General features: G+C 58.2%; 13 protein-coding genes. All 13 read left to right on the forward strand.

Features of this window, described 5'->3' with window-relative positions; genetic code table 11:
* Positions 1-6: 6 nt before the first annotated feature.
* The 13 genes from MJ122_RS26850 to arcA all read left to right on the forward strand — a co-directional run bounded on the left by MJ122_RS26850 (position 7) and on the right by arcA (position 18,472).
* Positions 7-816: an ABC transporter permease gene (locus tag MJ122_RS26850; protein ID WP_239746791.1), complete on the forward strand. Its 810-nt coding sequence runs from the start codon at positions 7-9 to the stop codon at positions 814-816.
* Positions 806-2,095 (forward strand): ABC transporter ATP-binding protein, encoded by a 1,290-nt coding sequence (locus tag MJ122_RS26855; RefSeq protein ID WP_239746792.1) that lies wholly within the window; start codon positions 806-808, stop codon positions 2,093-2,095. Before MJ122_RS26850 ends, MJ122_RS26855 begins: the two co-directional genes overlap by 11 nt.
* A gap of 5 nt (positions 2,096-2,100) precedes the next feature.
* Positions 2,101-5,685 carry a polysaccharide pyruvyl transferase family protein gene (locus MJ122_RS26860; protein WP_239746793.1) on the forward strand — a complete coding sequence of 1,195 codons (3,585 nt, stop codon included), beginning with the start codon at positions 2,101-2,103 and terminating at the stop codon, positions 5,683-5,685.
* An 81-nt stretch (positions 5,686-5,766) separates the two neighbouring features.
* Positions 5,767-6,870 (forward strand): UDP-N-acetylglucosamine 2-epimerase (non-hydrolyzing), encoded by a 1,104-nt coding sequence (wecB, locus tag MJ122_RS26865; RefSeq protein WP_239746795.1) that lies wholly within the window; start codon positions 5,767-5,769, stop codon positions 6,868-6,870.
* Positions 6,867-7,973: a glycosyl transferase gene (locus tag MJ122_RS26870; protein WP_239746797.1), complete on the forward strand. Its 1,107-nt coding sequence runs from the start codon at positions 6,867-6,869 to the stop codon at positions 7,971-7,973. The genes wecB and MJ122_RS26870 overlap by 4 nt, the downstream gene beginning before the upstream one ends.
* Positions 7,974-8,433: 460 nt before the next feature.
* A complete protein-coding gene (rfbB, locus tag MJ122_RS26875) occupies positions 8,434-9,492 on the forward strand; it encodes a dTDP-glucose 4,6-dehydratase (protein WP_239746799.1) in 1,059 nt (352 codons plus the stop codon).
* Entirely contained in the window at positions 9,489-10,394 is a 906-nt protein-coding gene (gene rfbD, locus MJ122_RS26880) for a dTDP-4-dehydrorhamnose reductase (protein ID WP_239746801.1), read from the forward strand. The genes rfbB and rfbD overlap by 4 nt, the downstream gene beginning before the upstream one ends.
* Positions 10,391-11,275, forward strand: coding sequence for a glucose-1-phosphate thymidylyltransferase RfbA (gene rfbA, locus MJ122_RS26885; RefSeq protein ID WP_239746803.1), 885 nt, complete (start codon positions 10,391-10,393; stop codon positions 11,273-11,275). Before rfbD ends, rfbA begins: the two co-directional genes overlap by 4 nt.
* Positions 11,272-11,817, forward strand: a complete 546-nt coding sequence (rfbC, locus tag MJ122_RS26890; RefSeq protein WP_239746805.1) for a dTDP-4-dehydrorhamnose 3,5-epimerase — start codon at positions 11,272-11,274, stop codon at positions 11,815-11,817. The genes rfbA and rfbC overlap by 4 nt, the downstream gene beginning before the upstream one ends.
* A gap of 143 nt (positions 11,818-11,960) precedes the next feature.
* The gene (locus MJ122_RS26895) at positions 11,961-13,772 is read left to right on the forward strand and encodes a sensor histidine kinase (protein WP_239746806.1); all 1,812 of its coding nucleotides are present in this window, start codon (positions 11,961-11,963) and stop codon (positions 13,770-13,772) included.
* Positions 13,769-15,163 (forward strand): two-component system response regulator DctD, encoded by a 1,395-nt coding sequence (dctD, locus tag MJ122_RS26900; protein ID WP_239746807.1) that lies wholly within the window; start codon positions 13,769-13,771, stop codon positions 15,161-15,163. Before MJ122_RS26895 ends, dctD begins: the two co-directional genes overlap by 4 nt.
* A gap of 587 nt (positions 15,164-15,750) precedes the next feature.
* The gene (gene arcD / locus MJ122_RS26905; RefSeq protein WP_088420167.1) at positions 15,751-17,199 is read left to right on the forward strand and encodes an arginine-ornithine antiporter; all 1,449 of its coding nucleotides are present in this window, start codon (positions 15,751-15,753) and stop codon (positions 17,197-17,199) included.
* Positions 17,200-17,215: 16 nt separating this feature from the next.
* Positions 17,216-18,472, forward strand: a complete 1,257-nt coding sequence (arcA, locus tag MJ122_RS26910; protein WP_088420165.1) for an arginine deiminase — start codon at positions 17,216-17,218, stop codon at positions 18,470-18,472.
* Positions 18,473-18,586 lie beyond the last annotated feature (114 nt).

Raw genomic sequence — 18,586 nt, forward strand, 5'->3', positions numbered from 1 at the left:
GGCATTATGATTAGGACATTGTTTTTCGGAATCAAGAGTTTCCGAAAGAATCATGAACTGATATGGCAACTTTCTAGACGAGAGATCAGCCTACGTTACAGTGGTTCTTTTCTCGGAATAATTTGGTCATTCATCAACCCGCTTGCCATGTTGATGGTCTACAGCTTTGTCTTCGGCACTGTATTCAAAGCACGCTGGGGCACAGTCGCCACGGACAGCCATAATTACACTATCCTCTTATTCGTCGGAATGTTGTGTCATGGCCTGTTCGCCGAATGCCTGGGCAAGTCTGCAACATTGATCGTCGGAAACAGCAATTACGTCAAGAAAGTCATATTTCCGCTGGACATCCTGCCGTGGACAGTCATTGGCGCAGCTCTTTTCCACTTTTTCACAGGGCTCATTGTACTGAGCGGTCTACAATTGGCCCTGACCAAGGAGCTGAGTTGGGCGATCGTTTACCTTCCACTCGTCCTGATTCCATTCATTCTATTCCTCGCGGGACTTTCGTGGCTGGTTTCCGCTCTCGGCGTATATTTCCGGGACATAAACCAACTGGTAGGAATGATTACCGCAATCATGATGTTCCTGTCGCCAGTATTCTACTCTATCGACTCAATCCCAGAAAAATTCAGACCCTACATGCTCGCAAACCCCCTGACTCTGGTTATCGAGCAAGCACGGCAGATTCTCGTCTATGGCTCCGCGCCATCCCCCGATGCCCTTTTGAACATCAGCGCCATCGGCCTGCTCAGCGCCTTGCTGGGGTTGTGGTTCTTCAACAAGACTCGTCGGGGGTTCAGCGATGTCCTCTAAGACACTGATCGACGTTCAGAACCTCTCCAAGTGTTTCCATATATACGATAGTCCTGCACACCGTTTCCTGCAGTTCGTAGTCCCTCGATTTCAGCGTCTTTTTGGAGCAAAGCCACGCAGCTACGCCCACGATTTCTGGGCGCTCAAGGACGTATCCTTCCAAATCCGTCGAGGAGAAACTGTCGGTATTATCGGGCGTAACGGCTCCGGGAAGTCCACGCTTCTTCAGATTATTTGCGGAACACTGAATGCAACCAGCGGCATGGCCGTCACCAATGGACGAATTGCCGCCCTGCTGGAGCTCGGCGCCGGATTCAACCCAGAATTCACGGGCCGGGATAATGTATTCCTGGCGGGAAGCATTGCAGGAATATCTCAGGATGAGATGAGAAAGCGATTCTCCGAAATCGAAGCTTTCGCAGATATTGGCGAGTTCATCGACCAACCTGTCAAGACCTACTCTTCGGGAATGTTCGTAAGGCTCGCCTTCTCAACCGCTATCCATACATCCCCTGAGCTTCTCGTCGTCGACGAAGCATTGGCTGTCGGTGATACCGCCTTCCAGACAAAATGTCTGACCCGGATTCGCGAACTGCAGAAAGGCGGTACGACGATATTGCTCGTCACGCACTCCACCAACACCTTGATCGAGTATTGCGACCGCGCCATTTACCTCAAGCGCGGGACTCTTATCGAGGACGGCCCATGTCGCGAGGTTGTAAAACATTACGCCAATGACCTGGTTGAGGAAGAAGGTGGTATTGCCGTTTCCGCCCCCCCTGTAGAGTCTGTATCTGAAACCTCGGAAATCAACATCCAACAAGAGCAACCAGAAACCATCGCGCGACTGAGCATCCTCAATGTAGCGATCACAGACACTGCTGGAAATCAGCGCAGCGTTTTCTCATATAACGAAGAGTTTCTTGTTCGTGTAGACATCCGGAATACATCGTCCATTCACTCCCCGTGCTTCGGAATGCAAATAAAGAGCACTGACGATATCGTCCTATGGAGCGCAACTACTCAGCAGCTGGGCTTTAGCTCCGAGCATCTCGAAATTGGCGTTCATCAGTTAGTGTGGCGTTGCAAAGCGAGCTTTTCAGGTAATCGTTATGTTCTGGCAATTGGCGCCGGTGATGTCGAGAGTGGAGAGTACAAGCGGCATGCAAGGCTCGCCTATGCAGGACATATTGACATATTGCCGCAAGAGCACGGTGGATCCGGCTGGCTGGCACCTTGTCCAGTTGTGACCATTTCGCAAGCTCGGGCGCAAGGGTGACTCAGATGAATGGTAATTCCAAAATTGTTCTTTGTGGTTGGTATGGTGCCAGCAATATTGGAGATGAGTTACTGCTCGGCGCCATTGTTGACTGGATCAAGGAGCTCGGCGGCGAGCCCACCATCATCAGTCTCAACCCCGCGCATACGGAGCAAGTCTACGGCGTACCAGCAGTGGACTTTCACAACTTAGGTGGGATCGGGCAGGCACTGGCCGAGAGCGATCTGTTCGTCATGGGGGGAGGTGGAATCTTCCAGGATCACCACCCATTCAATACGTGCGCGCTCTATGACCCCTTGATGTCGGACATCGCCCAGTACGCGCGCCCGTTCTACATGGCCCAACAGTTTGGGCTCAAGACCATGATCCTGGCGCACGGCGTTGGGCCACTCCGAAGCCAGCAGGCCCGGGCCATCGCAAGTGACGTATTCTCTAAAGCTGATGTAGTCACTGTTCGCGATGAGCAAAGCACTGAGCTGCTGAGAAGCATCGGCGTCACTCGCCCCATCGTCACGGCCCCTGATCCAGGCTGGCACGCGGCAAACCAGGTGATACAAAAGCTTGCCCCTGATGCGAGCGACGCCCCTCATGGTTCGAAGAAAACCCTAGGCCTGATAATCCGGGAGTGGCCCAAGGCAGAAGGGTGGAGCGACAAGCTGGTCGCTGCGATCAATGCGCAATTGCCCGAGAACTGGCAGTGTGTCTGGCTTGCCTTCCAACACTCACTGGATGAACAACGCGCAGCTTCGGATCGTCCGTACCTGGAACAGCTTTCTGACGCACTCACCGATCGCATTGAAGACAGAATCGTTGACTGCATTGAAGTAGACGCAATGACGGCCGAACTGGCCCGGTGTGACTCCCTCGTATCGATGCGGCTGCACGGCAGCATTCTCGCCATTGCCCTGGGAAAACCCTGCGTATTCCTCGAATACGACGACAAGATGGTCAAGGCGCATGAAATGGCGGGCGTGCCGGGACACCTGCGGATCGACCTCAGCGCTCCACTTGATAGCTACAAGGAACTGATCAGTACTGCAACGCAACCAAACGACCAGGCACCTGCGTGGATTATTGCCCAAAATACCCACGATTCACTCCAGCAGGCAGCACTCGCGCACCGGAATGAACTTTCCCGCCTGCTGAACAGCCTGAGTGTCGAAGATCGAGCGAGGCGCTGGGAAAGCAACAAAGGCTTCGATTGGCTGAGCGCCTGGATGCAGGAACTTATCTGGCAGAACAGAGAAATCCAGCGTGCCAGTGACCGGGCCCATGCGCTACTGCGTTACAAGGAGTCGTTGCTTCATCAGCAGACAACACAGGCAGAGAGTCTGGAGAACATCTCCAAGGAACTGTCCCTACAGTTTGAAGAGTTACAACTGGAAGCCCAACAGCTCCATGACTCCATCGATGAGAGGTCTCTTGAGATCCAGCACCTCCAGGACGCCATCCAGGAGCGGGTCCTAGAGGCCAAACATCTTCAGGAGCGTATCGAGGGGAACACCCTCGAGATACAGCAACACCAGGAGACCATCAGCAGCATCAGGGCAGATAATGAGGCCAAGACTGCCTATATCCTGGAGAAAGAAATACATGTTGCCATGCTAGAACAGTTCATTCAGCAAAAGAGCAAATCCCTAGGAAGCAAGATGGCAGGAGCATTGAGAGTGCTAACCCCAAAAATCCAACGTGCAATTTATCTCCTGCAGAATGGCGGCCCTAGTGCACTACTCTCTGCCCTGAAGAGACGCCGCCAAATGCAGGCGGCACTCAATGAAGAACCGCTCGTATCGATTCCAGCGTATTCAGTCAATGTCGATGATGTCTATTTCAGTGCATCAGCACGGCTTCGCCAAGAAGAAATCGTCATCTTTGCCAATCATGGATTCTCCACTTTTGGAGAACAGCACCGCGCTGCACAACTGGCGAGAGCCGCTCTCTCTGCTGGACATCGCGTCATCTATATTTCCCCAACTGCCGAGCCCGCCCCCCGCCATGTCGCTGGGATGCTGAACCTTGCTCTTTCCGGGCTGACCAGAAATGATCTTTTCAAGAAGCTTTCCGAACATTCGATCATTATCTACCTGAACGGTAACGCCGAGGTCATTCCCTTCGCAAAATATGCCAAGGACCGGGGGCTGACTACCGTACTCGACACATCCCACTATGAATTGGCTTCCAATGGCCTTGCGGATTCCATGGACCCGCAACTTGCAGAACTTGTGGACCGGATATGCATTACTCTCCCGGAGACTGCCAGTTACTTCGATAGCACTCTTTCGAAGAAGATACTGAGCTTACCCCAGGCTGCAAGCCATACCTATTTCGACATCTACAAGCAGTACCAGAAGCCCTCTGAGTGGCAGATGGAAAATCGCGAGAAAGGGCTTCTTCTCGTCACCGACGGCACCGATCACTGGGTCGACTGGAACTATCTGAAGCGCTGTGCGGAGCAGAATGATCACATGGCATTCTATGTTCTGGGGGCAGAAGCAGTACCAGATATGCCGCAAAACGTTGGATTCCTCCCGATCCATTGCCTGGAGCAGGCCAACAGTTTCGTAGCTCATGCCGACTTCCTCCTGGTCCCTGTAAAAGAGGCGATCGGATCTACGGGGCACGCAATGGCGAGCATCCTGTCCGGACTTTTCCTCGGCAAGCCCGTCATATGCTCGAAAGAAGTCGAGCTGATCGATTCCGTACTGCACTACCCCACCCCGGCAGCGCTGAATATCGGTAGGTTTGAAGCATCGAAACAGAAGAATAATGACCTGCTCGTCGCCGGGAACTCCTGGCTCAGCCGTCTGGAGCAATTGATTCCAGAAAGACCGCGTCATGACGTCAGCGTAGTAATCCTGATCCACAATAACGCGAAGATCATCGGTCGTTGCCTGCAGACGCTGTTGCAACACTGTTCCGCTTATATCAGCGAGGTTATCGTTGTCGACAACGCCAGCAGCGACGATGGAGCGGCCATCGTCGAACGGGACTTCCCCAGCGTAAAACTGGTACGGAACCCCGAAAACGGATGTTCTTCCGGCCGAAACCTGGGCGTAGAGCATGCCACCGGAAAGTACATTGCATTCTTCGACAGCGATCAGTGGTTTACCGGTTCATCCGGCTTCGCCGAAGCACTGGCCATCCTTGAAGAGAACGCAAACGTGGGCGTTATCGGCTGGAATGCCGGATGGTTCGATGCAACTCGCACAGATCTCGGAGGAATGATCGCCGACTACTGCCCCAACCGTGCAATGAATGCGCAAGCGATCCGTGACGGCTATCGCTCCGATATCGGTTTCCTGGGTACGAGTGGCTTCTTCATGCGCCGGGCAACCTTTGATGCCATCGATGGGTTCGATACCTTCTACGATCCCACCTGCTTTGAGGATACTGATCTGTGCTTCCAGATCCGGGCGCTCGATATGGAAGTGTCGTTCAGGGACCTTTCAGGCATCCGCCATCAGCCACACCAGACGACTGGCGCAGACAGCGGTAGCGACCGTTATAAAAAGCTTTTCCTGCGCAATTCGAGTTACTTCAAAGGTAAGTGGCAGTCGCATCCGGAGTATTTCCTCGACTATACCCCGTGACAGCCAAGTGAAATCGGCCTGTCACTCCGGTGACAGGCTTCGAGAAATCCTCACAGAGCACTGAAGGCTCCACCTTTCCGCATGAAAAACCTCTCGAAGAAAATTATCTGCATCGTAGGCACCCGACCGGAGGCCATAAAAATGGCGCCGGTCATATTGGCACTGCACGAGCAGCCATGGGCAGAAGTCAAAGTTCTGGTCACGGCGCAGCATCGAGGCATGCTTGACCAGATACTTCGAGAGTTCTCGATCATTCCCGACTTCGACCTGAATGTGATGCAGCCAAATCAGTCACTGAGCGCATTGACCGGCAGGCTGCTGATTGACCTGGAAAAGGTACTGAAGGCTGAAATGCCGGATGTCGTACTGGCCCAGGGTGATACAACAACTGTGTTGGCCGCCGCAATGACCTGCTTTTACGCAGGTATTGCCTTTGGCCACGTAGAGGCTGGCTTGCGCACAGGGGATATGCACACCCCATTCCCAGAAGAGTTCAATCGAGTCGTAGTGGGGAAGCTCGCGAAGTGGCATTTCACACCGACCCCCCTCTCCGCGCAAAACCTGCTTGTGGAGGGAACTCCCGAGTCCCAAATACACATTACTGGCAACACAGTCATTGATGCACTGCAATATATTGCAGCGCAAGACTCCCTGCGCCCCGAAGAATATGAGCGAAAGGTCATTCTGGTGACGGCGCATCGAAGAGAGAACTTCGGCGAAGCCTTCCGAAACATCTGCACCGCCATTCGTACGCTCGCAATACGCAACCTCAATGTCGATGTCATTTTCCCTGTACATCCGAATCCGAACGTCAAAGCCACGGCCCACGAACTGCTTTCTGGCATTCAGAACATAAGCCTTATCGAGCCACTGGGGTATAGAGAGTTTATCCACACGATGAACAGGTGCCACTTGATACTCAGTGATTCGGGTGGTGTTCAGGAGGAAGCGCCTGCACTAGGAAAACCGGTCCTCGTGCTCCGGAGTTCTACCGAGCGCCCGGAGGCAGTAGAAGCTGGCTGTGTTCGCCTGGTTGGGAACAACACTGAAAATATAATCAAGGAAACTGAACTGCTACTCAACGACAGCCAAGCATATCGGAAAATGGCGAAAGGCACCTCCCCCTATGGAGATGGAAATGCGGCTTCCAGAATAATTGCTATTCTGCAGGAGCATTTATCTTGAATCGCCTGGTTTATTTGTCTCCGGTGCCATGGAACAGCTTTGCGCAACGCCCCCATAAATTCGTGGAATGGTTTCATGCAGCTACCCATGGCGAAGTGCTCTGGATAGACCCCTATCCAACCCGCCTCCCGAACCTGTCGGACCTCAGAAAACTATCCAACAAGTCACATACCCCGCTGCCCCCCCGAACAGAGAACTGGCTTAAAGTATTGCCGGTTCGCGCCCTACCGATAGAGCCCATCCCCGGCTCAAGGCTGGTCAACGCTTTTCTCTGGCGAGACCTGCTCCGCGAGATCGATGAGTTCAGCAGGATCGGGGAAACATTACTGGTAGCAGGAAAACCATCGGAACTGGCGATGCAGTTACTGAGGCACGGTACTTTTTCCAGCACTGCCTATGATGCGATGGATGACTTTCCGGCTTTCTATTCTGGCATTTCGAAGTGGGCAATGCAGAATAGGGAGTCGGTGGTAGCCCATAACGTACAGCACCTTCTTGCATCCTCGACGGCCTTGGTGGAGCGTTTTTCCGGTGTGGGGAGTGCAAAATTGTGCATGAATGCCTGCGCAGTCGAGAAACTTCCATCAGTTGATGATCTACCAGGTCGGCCACACCAGAATATCCTCGGCTACGTTGGAACCATTGGCCCATGGTTCGACTGGGCAATGATCAATAAACTTGCAAACTGCGACCGGGTAAAAATCAAGCTTATCGGCCCCATGTTCAGCCCGCCACAAGGAGCTCTGCCGTCAAATGTGGAGATCTATCCCCAATGCACTCACGCTGAAGCCATTACCGCAATGCTGGGGTTTGATATAGGACTGATTCCTTTCAAGCAGACCAAACTCACCGACTCCGTGGACCCGATCAAATACTATGAGTACAGGGCGCTGGGCCTCCCTGTTCTGTCATCCCATTTCGGAGAGATGCGGAACCATGCGCGCCAGGCAGGTGTATTCATTCTCAAGGAAGACGATGACGCAGTGACTGTCAGAGATCTGGTGGATACGGCACTACGGCATATCAGCAACAGCAAGGAAATCACTGATTTCCGCAAGGAAAACTCTTGGGCCTCTCGCTTCAATAGCACTCATTTGGTCTAGATGATTTCGACTCCGATGAGTTTCCCTGAGGGGCAGCACGAACTTTGGCGCTGTACTCACCGCCGCAGAGCCTAGCGCTGGGTGATGCTATGCTGCGCGGAGGCAGCACCATGCAACTGCTGGCACTGCATCTCCGATTCTAGAACCAGCCTTGCGTGGCCAACAGCGCGAGGTCGCAGCAAACACTGGCATGAGAGGTTGCCCTGAACGGAACGCGCGCCTGGTCCATAATCTCCTCGGTCTCGAACGAACACTCAAATGGACGCGCCGTTTTCCAAGCTACATGGATCAGGCGGCACATTCTTGATTGGCTAAATCAGGGCATCTGCGAGCCCTTTGGAAAGCTCCTCGCGTTGTGGCCACTCCGCCGTACGGATCGAACCGTCGGATGAACACCGACAGACGCTTCCCGGCATCCCAAGACCTTTTGCCGCAACGCTCATTCAGAGGCTGTGACACCATGACGATTCTGGTTACCGGCAGTGCCGGCTTCATCGGCTCAAACTTTGTACTGGACTGGCTCGCTGGGCATGACGAGTCCGTAGTCAGCCTGGACAAGCTGACCTACGCCGGCAATCGAGCGAATCTGGCCAGCCTCGACGGCGACGCACGCCACATCTTTGTACAGGGCGATATCAGCGATACCGAGCTGATTGCCAGACTCCTGGCACAGTATCAGCCTCGTGCCGTGCTGAATTTCGCCGCCGAGTCGCATGTGGATCGATCCATTCTCGGCCCAGAAGACTTTATCCAGACCAATGTGGTCGGCACTTTCCACCTTCTGGAAGCCGTTCGCGCCTACTGGAGTACAGAGGGCGCCCCGCGCAAGAGCGAATTCCGCTTCCTGCACGTTTCCACCGATGAAGTCTACGGCTCGCTGGAGCCGGATTCACCAGCCTTCACCGAGAACCATCCTTACCAGCCCAATAGCCCATATTCGGCATCCAAGGCTGCATCCGACCATTTGGTCCGTGCCTATCATCACACCTATGGTCTTCCGGTCCTGACCACCAACTGCTCGAATAACTATGGCCCGTATCACTTCCCGGAAAAACTGATCCCACTGGTCATCCGCAATGCGCTCGCCGGTGAGGCCTTGCCCATTTATGGAGATGGCCAGCAGATTCGGGATTGGCTGTACGTGAAGGATCATTGCAGTGCCATCCGGCGCGTACTGGAATCCGGTTTGCCCGGCGAAACCTACAATGTCGGCGGCTGGAATGAGAAGTCCAATCTGGACGTAGTGCACCATATCTGTGACACCCTCGATCAGGAGTCTCCACGCAACGATGGCCGCAGCTACCGCCAGCAGATCAGCTTCGTCAAGGACCGCCCCGGCCATGACCGCCGCTATGCCATCGACGCCACCCGGCTGGAACGTGAGCTTGGCTGGAAACCTGCGGAAACCTTTGAAACCGGTATTGCCAAAACCGTCCGTTGGTATCTCGACAATCAGGCCTGGGTCGAAAGCGTCGCCAGCGGGGCCTATCGTGAATGGCTGAGCAAACAGTACTCATGAGCGACATCCTAATCCTCGGAGCCAATGGCCAGGTCGGCTGGGAATTGCAGCGTGCCCTGGCGCCTCTCGGACGACTGATCGTCTGTGATCGCCAGCGAGGCAACCTGGAGGACTTGGCGGGCCTGCATGCTCTGGTAAGCGCGAAGCGTCCCTCGATCATCGTGAACGCTGCCGCCTACACCGCGGTCGACAAGGCGGAAGCCGACATCGACCGGGCACGTCGCGTGAACGCCGAGGCCGTCGGTCTGTTGGCTGAGCTCGCCGGCGAGCTCGATGCGTGGCTCGTGCACTACTCCACTGACTATGTGTTCGACGGCAGCGGCAGCGAGCCCTTTCGCGAGGACGATCCGACCGGCCCGCTCAGCGTCTACGGACAGACCAAGCTGGAAGGCGAGCAGGCAATCCTGCGCAGCGGCTGCCGCCACCTGATCTTCCGCACCAGTTGGGTCTATGCCGCCCGCGGAGCGAACTTCGCCAAGACTATGCTGCGTCTTGCGGCAGATCGGGACGAATTGCGCGTGATTGACGATCAAGTCGGCGCTCCTACCAGCGCCGAACTGATTGCCGACGTCACCGCTCAGGCGCTCTCTCAATTACGCCTTCGCCATGACGCACCATCGCTCGCCGGTATTTATCACCTGACAGCCGATGGTGCGGTCAGTTGGCACGGCTACGCCTGCTTCGTAATCGAACAAGCCGCCCACCTGGGATTCTCACTGCGCACCTTGCCGGGGCGGGTGCTGCCGATTCCGACCCGGGAGTATCCGCTCCCCGCGACGCGTCCCCACAACTCTCGACTCGATACCCATAAGCTGCGGACAAACTTCGGCCTCGCGCTACCCGCCTGGGAAACTCACTTGAAGCGAATGCTGGTCGAGCTGAGAGGAGAAAAACTCGCATGATGCGCAAAGGCATTATTCTCGCCGGGGGCTCGGGCACTCGGTTGCACCCTGCAACATTGGCCATATCCAAACAACTGCTGCCGGTGTACGACAAGCCGATGATCTATTACCCGCTGAGCACACTGATGCTGGCGGGCATCCGCGAGATTCTGGTCATATCTACGCCCCAGGACACTCCGCGTTTCCAGCAACTACTCGGCGACGGAAACCAGTGGGGCCTGAACTTGCAGTATGCGGTGCAACCTTCGCCGGACGGACTGGCGCAGGCGCTCCTGATCGGAAAGGAGTTCATCGGCAACGACCTTTGCGCCCTGATACTGGGGGACAACATCTACCACGGCCACCACCTGCAGGAGCTCCTGGCCAGCGCCATGCAGCAGAAAAGCGGCGCCACCGTCTTCGCTTACCACGTGTATGACCCCGAACGTTACGGCGTCGTGGAGTTCGATGCGCGCGGCAAGGCTATCAGCCTGGAAGAAAAACCCACCCAGCCAAAATCCAGCTATGCCGTGACAGGACTGTATTTCTATGACCAGCGTGTCGTCGAAATCGCCAAGAGCCTGCGCCCCTCCGCACGCGGCGAACTGGAAATAACCGATGTCAACCGTGCCTACCTGGAGCAGGACGAACTGTCGGTGGAAATCATGGGCCGCGGCTATGCTTGGCTGGACACCGGCACCCATGAGTCGTTGCTCGAGGCCAGCCAATTCATAGCCACCCTGGAAAACCGGCAGGGGCTCAAGGTGGCGTGCCCGGAAGAGATTGCCTTCCGTCAGGGCTGGATCACCCCCGAAGACCTGCAGTGCCTGGCCGCTCCGCTGGCCAAAAGCGGGTACGGTCTATATCTCCAGTGCCTTCTGACTCAAACGGTCTACCGATGAAAGTCATTCCATTGACCATTCCCGATATTCTGATAGTCGAACCTCAGGTCTTCGGCGACAGCCGTGGCTTCTTCTTCGAAAGCTACAACCAGCAGAAATTCGAGCAAGCGATTGCCCGCAAGGTAAATTTCGTCCAGGACAACCACTCCCGCTCATCCCGTGGCGTATTGCGCGGGCTGCACTACCAGATCCGCCAGCCTCAGGGAAAACTGGTGCGTGTCGTCCGGGGTGAAGTGTTCGATGTCGCCGTGGACCTGCGCCGCAGCTCACCCACCTTCGGCAAATGGGTCGGCCAGCTCCTCAGCGAGGAGAACAAGCTGCAGATGTGGATTCCCGAAGGTTTCGCCCACGGCTTTCTGGTGCTCAGCGAAAGTGCCGAGTTCCTCTACAAGACCACAGACTTCTGGGCGCCGGAGCATGAGCGCTGCATCGCCTGGAACGACCCGGAACTCGCCATCGACTGGCCTCTCGATACAGAGCCGGCACTGTCCGGGAAGGACCGCGAAGGGCGTCGTCTGGCGGAAGCCGAACTTTTCGACTGAGTCCTCGAAACACAGTTGCCCAGAGCGAGCCCCAATGGACGTCGACAGCATCTGGATAGCGCAGGGCGCACTGAGCGGTCCACCGGATGCAGCCTACCCGGCGCTGATCGGTGTAGCATCCACAGCGAATACGCCCCCAAGCGATGTATGCCGACTTGAACCTTCACCTCACCCGCTGGCGCTCGCTGGCCCTTCTCATGCTTCTGCTGGCGCCGCTGCTCTGGCCCCTGCACCACCTCGCCGAGCGCTACTACAGCGAACAAATCGCCCAGCAGAACCAGCAAACTCTCGACCTCTACGTCGCCAACCTGCTCGGCACGCTGCGCCGCTACGAGGACCTGCCTCCGATCCTCGGTGAGCTGCCGACCCTGCGTGCCGCGCTGCAATCCCCGCAAAGTCTGACGGCACAGAACGCGGCCAACCTGGAGCTGCAGCGTATCCGCGGGCGCACCGGCGCCGACGTCATCTACCTGATCCAGGCAGATGGCATGACCCACGCCGCGTCCAACTGGGATCAGCCGGACAGCTTCGTCGGCCGCAATTTCTCCTTCCGTCCCTATTACAAGGAAGCGACCCAAGGCCGGCAAGGCCGCTTCTTCGGCCTGGGCACCACCTCAAAGCGACGCGGCTATTACTTCGCCAGCGACATACGCGACAGCGGAAAACTGCTTGGCGTGCTGGTGGTGAAGGTCGACCTCGAACACATGGAGCAGCTCTGGGGGAATACGCCGGAGCAGTTGCTGGTGATGGACTCAAACGGTGTCGTCATTCTTTCCTCCAGCAACGCATGGCGCTTTCACACTGCGAAAGAGCTTTCGCCCGCCAAACAACGCGAGATCGCCGAGAACATTCCCTATCCGGTGCTGCACCCGGCACCGCTGAAGATCGACCAGCGCCGCTGGATCAGCCAGAGCCGCCACCTGCCGGAAACCGGCTGGACGGTGAGCATCTACACCCCACGCACCCAGGTCGACGCGCCCGTGCGCAGCGTCGTTCTGATCGGTGCCGCCACCCTGGTCGCCCTGCTTCTGCTGCTATCGCTGCTGACAATCAGCCGCCGCCATTACCTCGAACGCATCGCCCTCGAGGCCCAAGCCAAGCACGAACTTGAGCTACGTGTGCAGGAGCGCACCCAGGAACTTGAGGGCGCCAACACCCGTCTGCAGGAGGAAGTCAGCAACCGCGAGCAGGCCCAGCGCGAGCTGATGCACGCCCAGGATGAAGTAGTGCAGGCCGGCAAGCTCACCGCACTGGGCACCATGTCCGCCAGCATCAGCCACGAACTCAACCAGCCCCTGGCGGCGATCCGCAGTTACGCCGACAACGCCCGCGTACTGCTCGATCACGAGCGTTACGACGACGCCCGAGGAAACCTGCAACAGATCGGCGAACTGACCGGGCGTATGGCCTCGATCATCGGCCACCTCAAGGCCTATGCCCGCGGCGCCCGGCGCGCGCCGGAAAACGTGGCGCTGCAGCCGGCGATCAACGATGCCCTGGCGCTGGTGGCGCCGCGTCGCCAGGCGATGAACGTGGAATTGCTGCGTGACCTGCCGGATGCGGCGATCTGGGTGCAGGCGGGTGAGACGCGGCTGCGGCAGATCCTCTCCAACCTGATTTCCAACGCCCTCGATGCCCTGACCGAGAAGGGCCTGCCGCGGCGCATCTGGCTGACTGCCGAGCAGACGCCCGACCGCATCATCCTGTCGTTACGCGATAACGGCCCCGGCTTCTCCGAAGAGGCCCTGGCCCACGCGCGCGAGCCGTTCTTCACCACCAAGACCAGCGCTAAAGGCCTGGGCCTGGGCCTGGCCATCTGCGACACCTTGTTGCGCACGCTGGGCGGACATCTTGAATTGGGCAATCACCCTGAGGGTGGCGCTCTCGTACAATTGCACCTGTTGCCGGGTATCCCCGGTGTGACCCTGACGCCGCAAGAGGAAACCCGCGCATGAGTTCGGCCGAGCCGTTCGACTCCACCACCCAGGTGCTGCTGATCGATGACGACCCGCACCTGCGCCAGGCGCTCTGCCAGACCCTCGACCTCGCCGGATTCAAGGTGGTGGCCCTGGGCGATGCGCGGCAGGTCGATCCACAGCAGGCTCGCGACTGGCCGGGAGTGATCGTCAGTGACATCCGCATGCCGGGCATCGATGGGCTGCAGCTGCTGGAGCAACTGCACGCGCAGGATTCCGAATTACCGGTGATCCTGGTGACCGGCCATGGCGATGTGCCGCTAGCCGTGAAGGCCATGCGCTCGGGCGCCTACGACTTTCTCGAGAAGCCCTTCCCCAGTGATGCGCTGCTGGACAGCGTACGCCGCGCGCTCGACGTGCGCCGGCTGGTGCTGGAGAACCGCAGCCTGCGCCTGGCGCTGACCGAGCAGAAGGAAGTTCGCGGCCGCCTGGTCGGCCAGTCCGCGCCGATGCAGCGTCTGCAGCAGCAGGTCGCCTCACTCGCAGCGATTCAGGCAGACGTACTGGTTCTGGGTGAAACCGGCTCGGGCAAGGAAGTGGTTGCCCGCGCCCTGCACGACCTGTCGAGCCGCCGCAACGGCCCCTTCGTCGCCATCAACGCCGGCGCTCTGGCCGAGTCTGTGGTGGAGAGCGAACTCTTCGGCCACGAGCAGGGCGCCTTCACCGGAGCGCAGAAGCGCCGCATCGGCAAGTTCGAGTTCGCCAACGGCGGCACGCTGTTCCTCGACGAGATCGAGAGCATGAGCCTGGACGTACAGGTGAAACTGCTGCGCCTGTTGCAGGAGCGCACCGTCGAACGTCTGGGTTCCAACCAGCTCATCCCGCTGGATATCCGTATCATCGCGGCGACCAAGGAAGACCTGCGCCTGGCCTCCGATGAAGGCCGCTTCCGCGCCGACCTCTACTACCGCTTGAATGTGGCCAGCCTCCGTATTCCTCCATTGCGCGAGCGGGGCGATGACATACTGCTTTTGTTTCAACATTTCGCCGAACGCGGCGCACAGCGCCATGGCCTGAGCGCACGTCCGCTGGACTCGACGCAGCGCGCGCAACTGCTGGCCCACGGCTGGCCGGGCAATGTCCGCGAGCTGCAGAACGCCGCGGAACGCTACGCGCTCGGCCTGGACCTGGGACTGGACGAAAGCCACGGGCAGGCCACGGCTACCACTCCCGGCGCTGGGTTGAATGAGCAGGTGGAATCCTTCGAGCGCTCGCTGATCGCCGCCGAAATGAGCCGCCCGCACAACTCCCTGCGCAGTCTTGCCGAAGCGCTGGGCGTGCCGCGCAAAACCTTGCACGACAAATTGCGCAAGCATGGGCTGCTGTTCTCTGGCAGTGGCGGAAATTCCGCCGACGACAGCGATATCTGAGCAGAAATCCGCCGATAGCCGGGGACGACTACCGAGGGCAAACAGCGCTGCAGAGCAGCTCTGACGTAGTCTTCAGCCCTGGCACACACCTTGCTCTGCGACACGGGTGCGATTGCCTTGTGCAGCACATCTCGCGACGTGCCCTCCACGTTGCGCCCGCCAGGCCACGAACCCGGCGGTGTCCTTCGGGCTTCTTGCCATCTCGCGCCTTCGATTCGACAGGCGCATCGCCGGGTGCAGCGATCCTGCCCCGGCCAATTTCCCCCTCCTGCCCCTCGTTCAGGACACTCCTACATAACGCTCCTACGTTTGCGTGCACCTGCGAATCAGGCGCGACCGCACGCGCGACGCGGACCTGCGTTTTCGCCTGCCATTCCGCGGTCATGAAACCGCGCTCAAATCTTCACGAAATCCCCTCTAAATCGGGCGCTAATGCAAAACCTCTCCTATGGTTTATGCGGGGTGGGCAGAGCAGGAAGTACTGCCCGATACATTGGATAGCAAGCTATTGACCTGAATCAGGGGCGCCCTCCGGGGACAAGCGCCTAATAGCCTCACTCTCCAACTTCCTATAGGGAGATTCCTAAATGTCGCAAGAAAGCAGCCAAAAACTACGACTCGGCGCGCTGACAGCGCTGGTCGTAGGTTCCATGATCGGCGGGGGCATTTTCTCCCTGCCACAAAACATGGCAGCCAGTGCAGACGTCGGCGCCATTCTCATCGGTTGGGCCATCACCGCGGTCGGCATGCTGACCCTGGCCTTCGTCTTCCAGACCCTGGCCAACCGCAAGCCCCAGCTCGACGGCGGGGTGTACGCCTACGCCAAGGCCGGTTTCGGCGACTACATGGGCTTCTCCTCGGCCTGGGGTTACTGGATCAGCGCCTGGCTCGGCAACGTCGGCTACTTCCTCCTGCTGTTCAGTACCCTGGGCTACTTCTTCCCGATCTTCGGCAAGGGCGACACCGTCGCGGCAATCGTCTGCGCGTCGGTCCTCTTGTGGGCCCTGCACTTCCTGGTGCTGCGCGGGATCAAGGAAGCAGCGTTCATCAACACCGTCACCACGGTGGCGAAGATCGTCCCGCTGTTCCTGTTCATCCTGATCTGCCTGTTCGCCTTCAAGCTGGACATCTTCACCGCCGACATCTGGGGCAAGAGCAACCCTGACCTGGGCAGCGTGATGAACCAGGTGCGCAACATGATGCTGGTCACCGTCTGGGTGTTCATCGGTATCGAGGGCGCGAGCATCTTCTCCTCCCGCGCGGAAAAACGTTCGGATGTCGGTAAGGCCACCGTGATCGGCTTCATCACCGTCCTGCTGCTGCTGGTGCTGGTGAACGTACTGTCCATGGGCGTGATGACCCAACCGGAACTGGCCAAGCTGCAGAACCCGTCGATGGCGCTGGTGCTGGAGCATGTGGTCGGTCACTGGGGCGCTGTCCTGATCAGCGTCGGTCTGCTGATCTCCCTGCTGGGTGCCCTGCTCTCCTGGGTCCTGCTGTGCGCCGAGATCATGTTCGCCGCCGCCAAGGACCACACCATGCCGGAGTTCCTCCGCAAGGAGAACGCCAACCAGGTGCCGGCCAATGCCCTCTGGCTGACCAACATCTGCGTACAGGTCTTCCTGGTGATCACCTTCTTCACCTCCGGTGACCCGAACGGCATGGACCCGTACACCAAGATGCTGCTGCTGGCGACCTCGATGATCCTGGTCCCGTACTTCTGGTCCGCCGCTTACGGCCTGCTGCTGGCAGTCAAGGGCGAGACCTACGAGAACGATCCGGGCGAGCGCAGCAAAGACCTGATCATCGCCGGTATCTCGGTTCTCTACGCGGTGTGGCTGATCTACGCGGGTGGCCTGAAGTACCTGCTGCTGTCGGCGCTGCTGTATGCGCCCGGCGTCATCCTCTTCGCCAAAGCGAAACATGAAGTGGGTCAACCCATCTTCACCAATGTCGAGAAGCTCATCTTCGCGGTTGTCGTGATCGGTGCACTGATCGCGGCCTATGGCCTCTACGACGGCTTCCTCACTCTGTAACTCCTGGAGACATCTCATGAGCACGGAAAAAACCAAACTTGGCGTCCATTCTGAAGCTGGCAAACTACGCAAAGTGATGGTCTGCTCGCCCGGACTCGCCCATCAACGCCTGACCCCGAGCAACTGCGACGAGTTGCTGTTCGACGACGTTATCTGGGTGAACCAGGCTAAGCGCGACCACTTCGATTTCGTCACCAAGATGCGTGAACGCGGCATCGATGTTCTGGAAATGCACAACCTGCTGACCGACATCGTGGCGAACCCCGAAGCCCTGAAATGGATTCTCGATCGCAAGATCACCGCTGACAGCGTCGGTCTCGGTCTGACCCAGGAACTGCGTGGCTGGCTGGAAAGCCTGGAGCCGCGCAAGCTGGCCGAATTCCTGATCGGTGGCGTGGCCGCCGACGATATCCCGGAAAGCGAAGGCGCCAAGGCGCTGAAGATGTACCGCGACTACCTGGGCCACTCCAGCTTCCTGCTGCCGCCGCTGCCCAACACTCAGTTCACCCGTGACACTACCTGCTGGATCTACGGCGGTGTGACCCTGAACCCGATGTACTGGCCGGCGCGACGTCAGGAAACCCTGCTGACCACCGCCATCTACAAATTCCACCCGGAATTCACCAACGCCGAATTCGAAGTCTGGTACGGCGATCCGGACAAGGACCACGGCATGTCCACCCTCGAAGGTGGTGACGTCATGCCCATCGGCAATGGCGTCGTCCTGATCGGCATGGGCGAACGCTCCTCCCGCCAGGCCATCGGCCAGGTCGCCCAGGCGCTGTTCGCCAAGGGCGCTGCCGAGAAGGTCATTGTCGCCGGCCTGCCCAAGTCCCGCGCCGCGATGCACCTGGACACCGTCTTCACCTTCTGCGACCGCGACCTGGTCACCGTCTTCCCTGAAGTCGTGAAAGAAATCGTTCCCTTCATCCTGCGCCCTGACGAGAAGAGCCCCTACGGCATCAACGTCCAGCGCGAAGACAAGGACTTCATGACCGTCGTCGCCGAGTCCCTGGGCCTGAAGAAACTGCGCGTCGTCGAAACCGGCGGCAACAGCTTCGCAGCCGAACGCGAGCAGTGGGATGACGGCAACAACGTGGTCTGCCTGGAACCGGGCGTGGTGGTCGGCTACGACCGCAACACCTACACCAACACCCTGCTGCGCAAGGCTGGCGTGGAAGTCATCACCATCAGCGCCGGCGAACTGGGCCGGGGCCGTGGCGGCGGTCACTGCATGACCTGCCCGATCATCCGCGATCCGATCGACTATTGATCCGCGCGCTATACCGATAGACGCGACTACCTCAACCAGAGCGCAATCACCTCACGTGGCGGCCCTAGCCAGGGCCGCCAGCCCCGCCAGCCACGAGCTGTACTGACGAGGGCC

This window comes from Pseudomonas sp. DP-17 (genome assembly GCF_022380625.1).
Lineage (GTDB): Bacteria > Pseudomonadota > Gammaproteobacteria > Pseudomonadales > Pseudomonadaceae > Pseudomonas > Pseudomonas nitroreducens_A.

Excerpts from the sequence above, each read along its gene's own strand:
- MJ122_RS26850 (WP_239746791.1), top strand. The coding sequence starts at position 7 with ATGATTAGGACATTGTTTTTCGGAATCAAGAGTTTCCGAAAGAATCAT.
- MJ122_RS26855 (WP_239746792.1), top strand. The coding sequence starts at position 806 with ATGTCCTCTAAGACACTGATCGACGTTCAGAACCTCTCCAAGTGTTTC.
- MJ122_RS26860 (WP_239746793.1), top strand. The coding sequence starts at position 2,101 with ATGAATGGTAATTCCAAAATTGTTCTTTGTGGTTGGTATGGTGCCAGC.
- wecB (WP_239746795.1), top strand. The coding sequence starts at position 5,767 with ATGAAAAACCTCTCGAAGAAAATTATCTGCATCGTAGGCACCCGACCG.
- rfbB (WP_239746799.1), top strand. The coding sequence starts at position 8,434 with ATGACGATTCTGGTTACCGGCAGTGCCGGCTTCATCGGCTCAAACTTT.
- rfbD (WP_239746801.1), top strand. The coding sequence starts at position 9,489 with ATGAGCGACATCCTAATCCTCGGAGCCAATGGCCAGGTCGGCTGGGAA.
- rfbA (WP_239746803.1), top strand. The coding sequence starts at position 10,391 with ATGATGCGCAAAGGCATTATTCTCGCCGGGGGCTCGGGCACTCGGTTG.
- rfbC (WP_239746805.1), top strand. The coding sequence starts at position 11,272 with ATGAAAGTCATTCCATTGACCATTCCCGATATTCTGATAGTCGAACCT.
- MJ122_RS26895 (WP_239746806.1), top strand. The coding sequence starts at position 11,961 with ATGTATGCCGACTTGAACCTTCACCTCACCCGCTGGCGCTCGCTGGCC.
- dctD (WP_239746807.1), top strand. The coding sequence starts at position 13,769 with ATGAGTTCGGCCGAGCCGTTCGACTCCACCACCCAGGTGCTGCTGATC.
- arcD (WP_088420167.1), top strand. The coding sequence starts at position 15,751 with ATGTCGCAAGAAAGCAGCCAAAAACTACGACTCGGCGCGCTGACAGCG.
- arcA (WP_088420165.1), top strand. The coding sequence starts at position 17,216 with ATGAGCACGGAAAAAACCAAACTTGGCGTCCATTCTGAAGCTGGCAAA.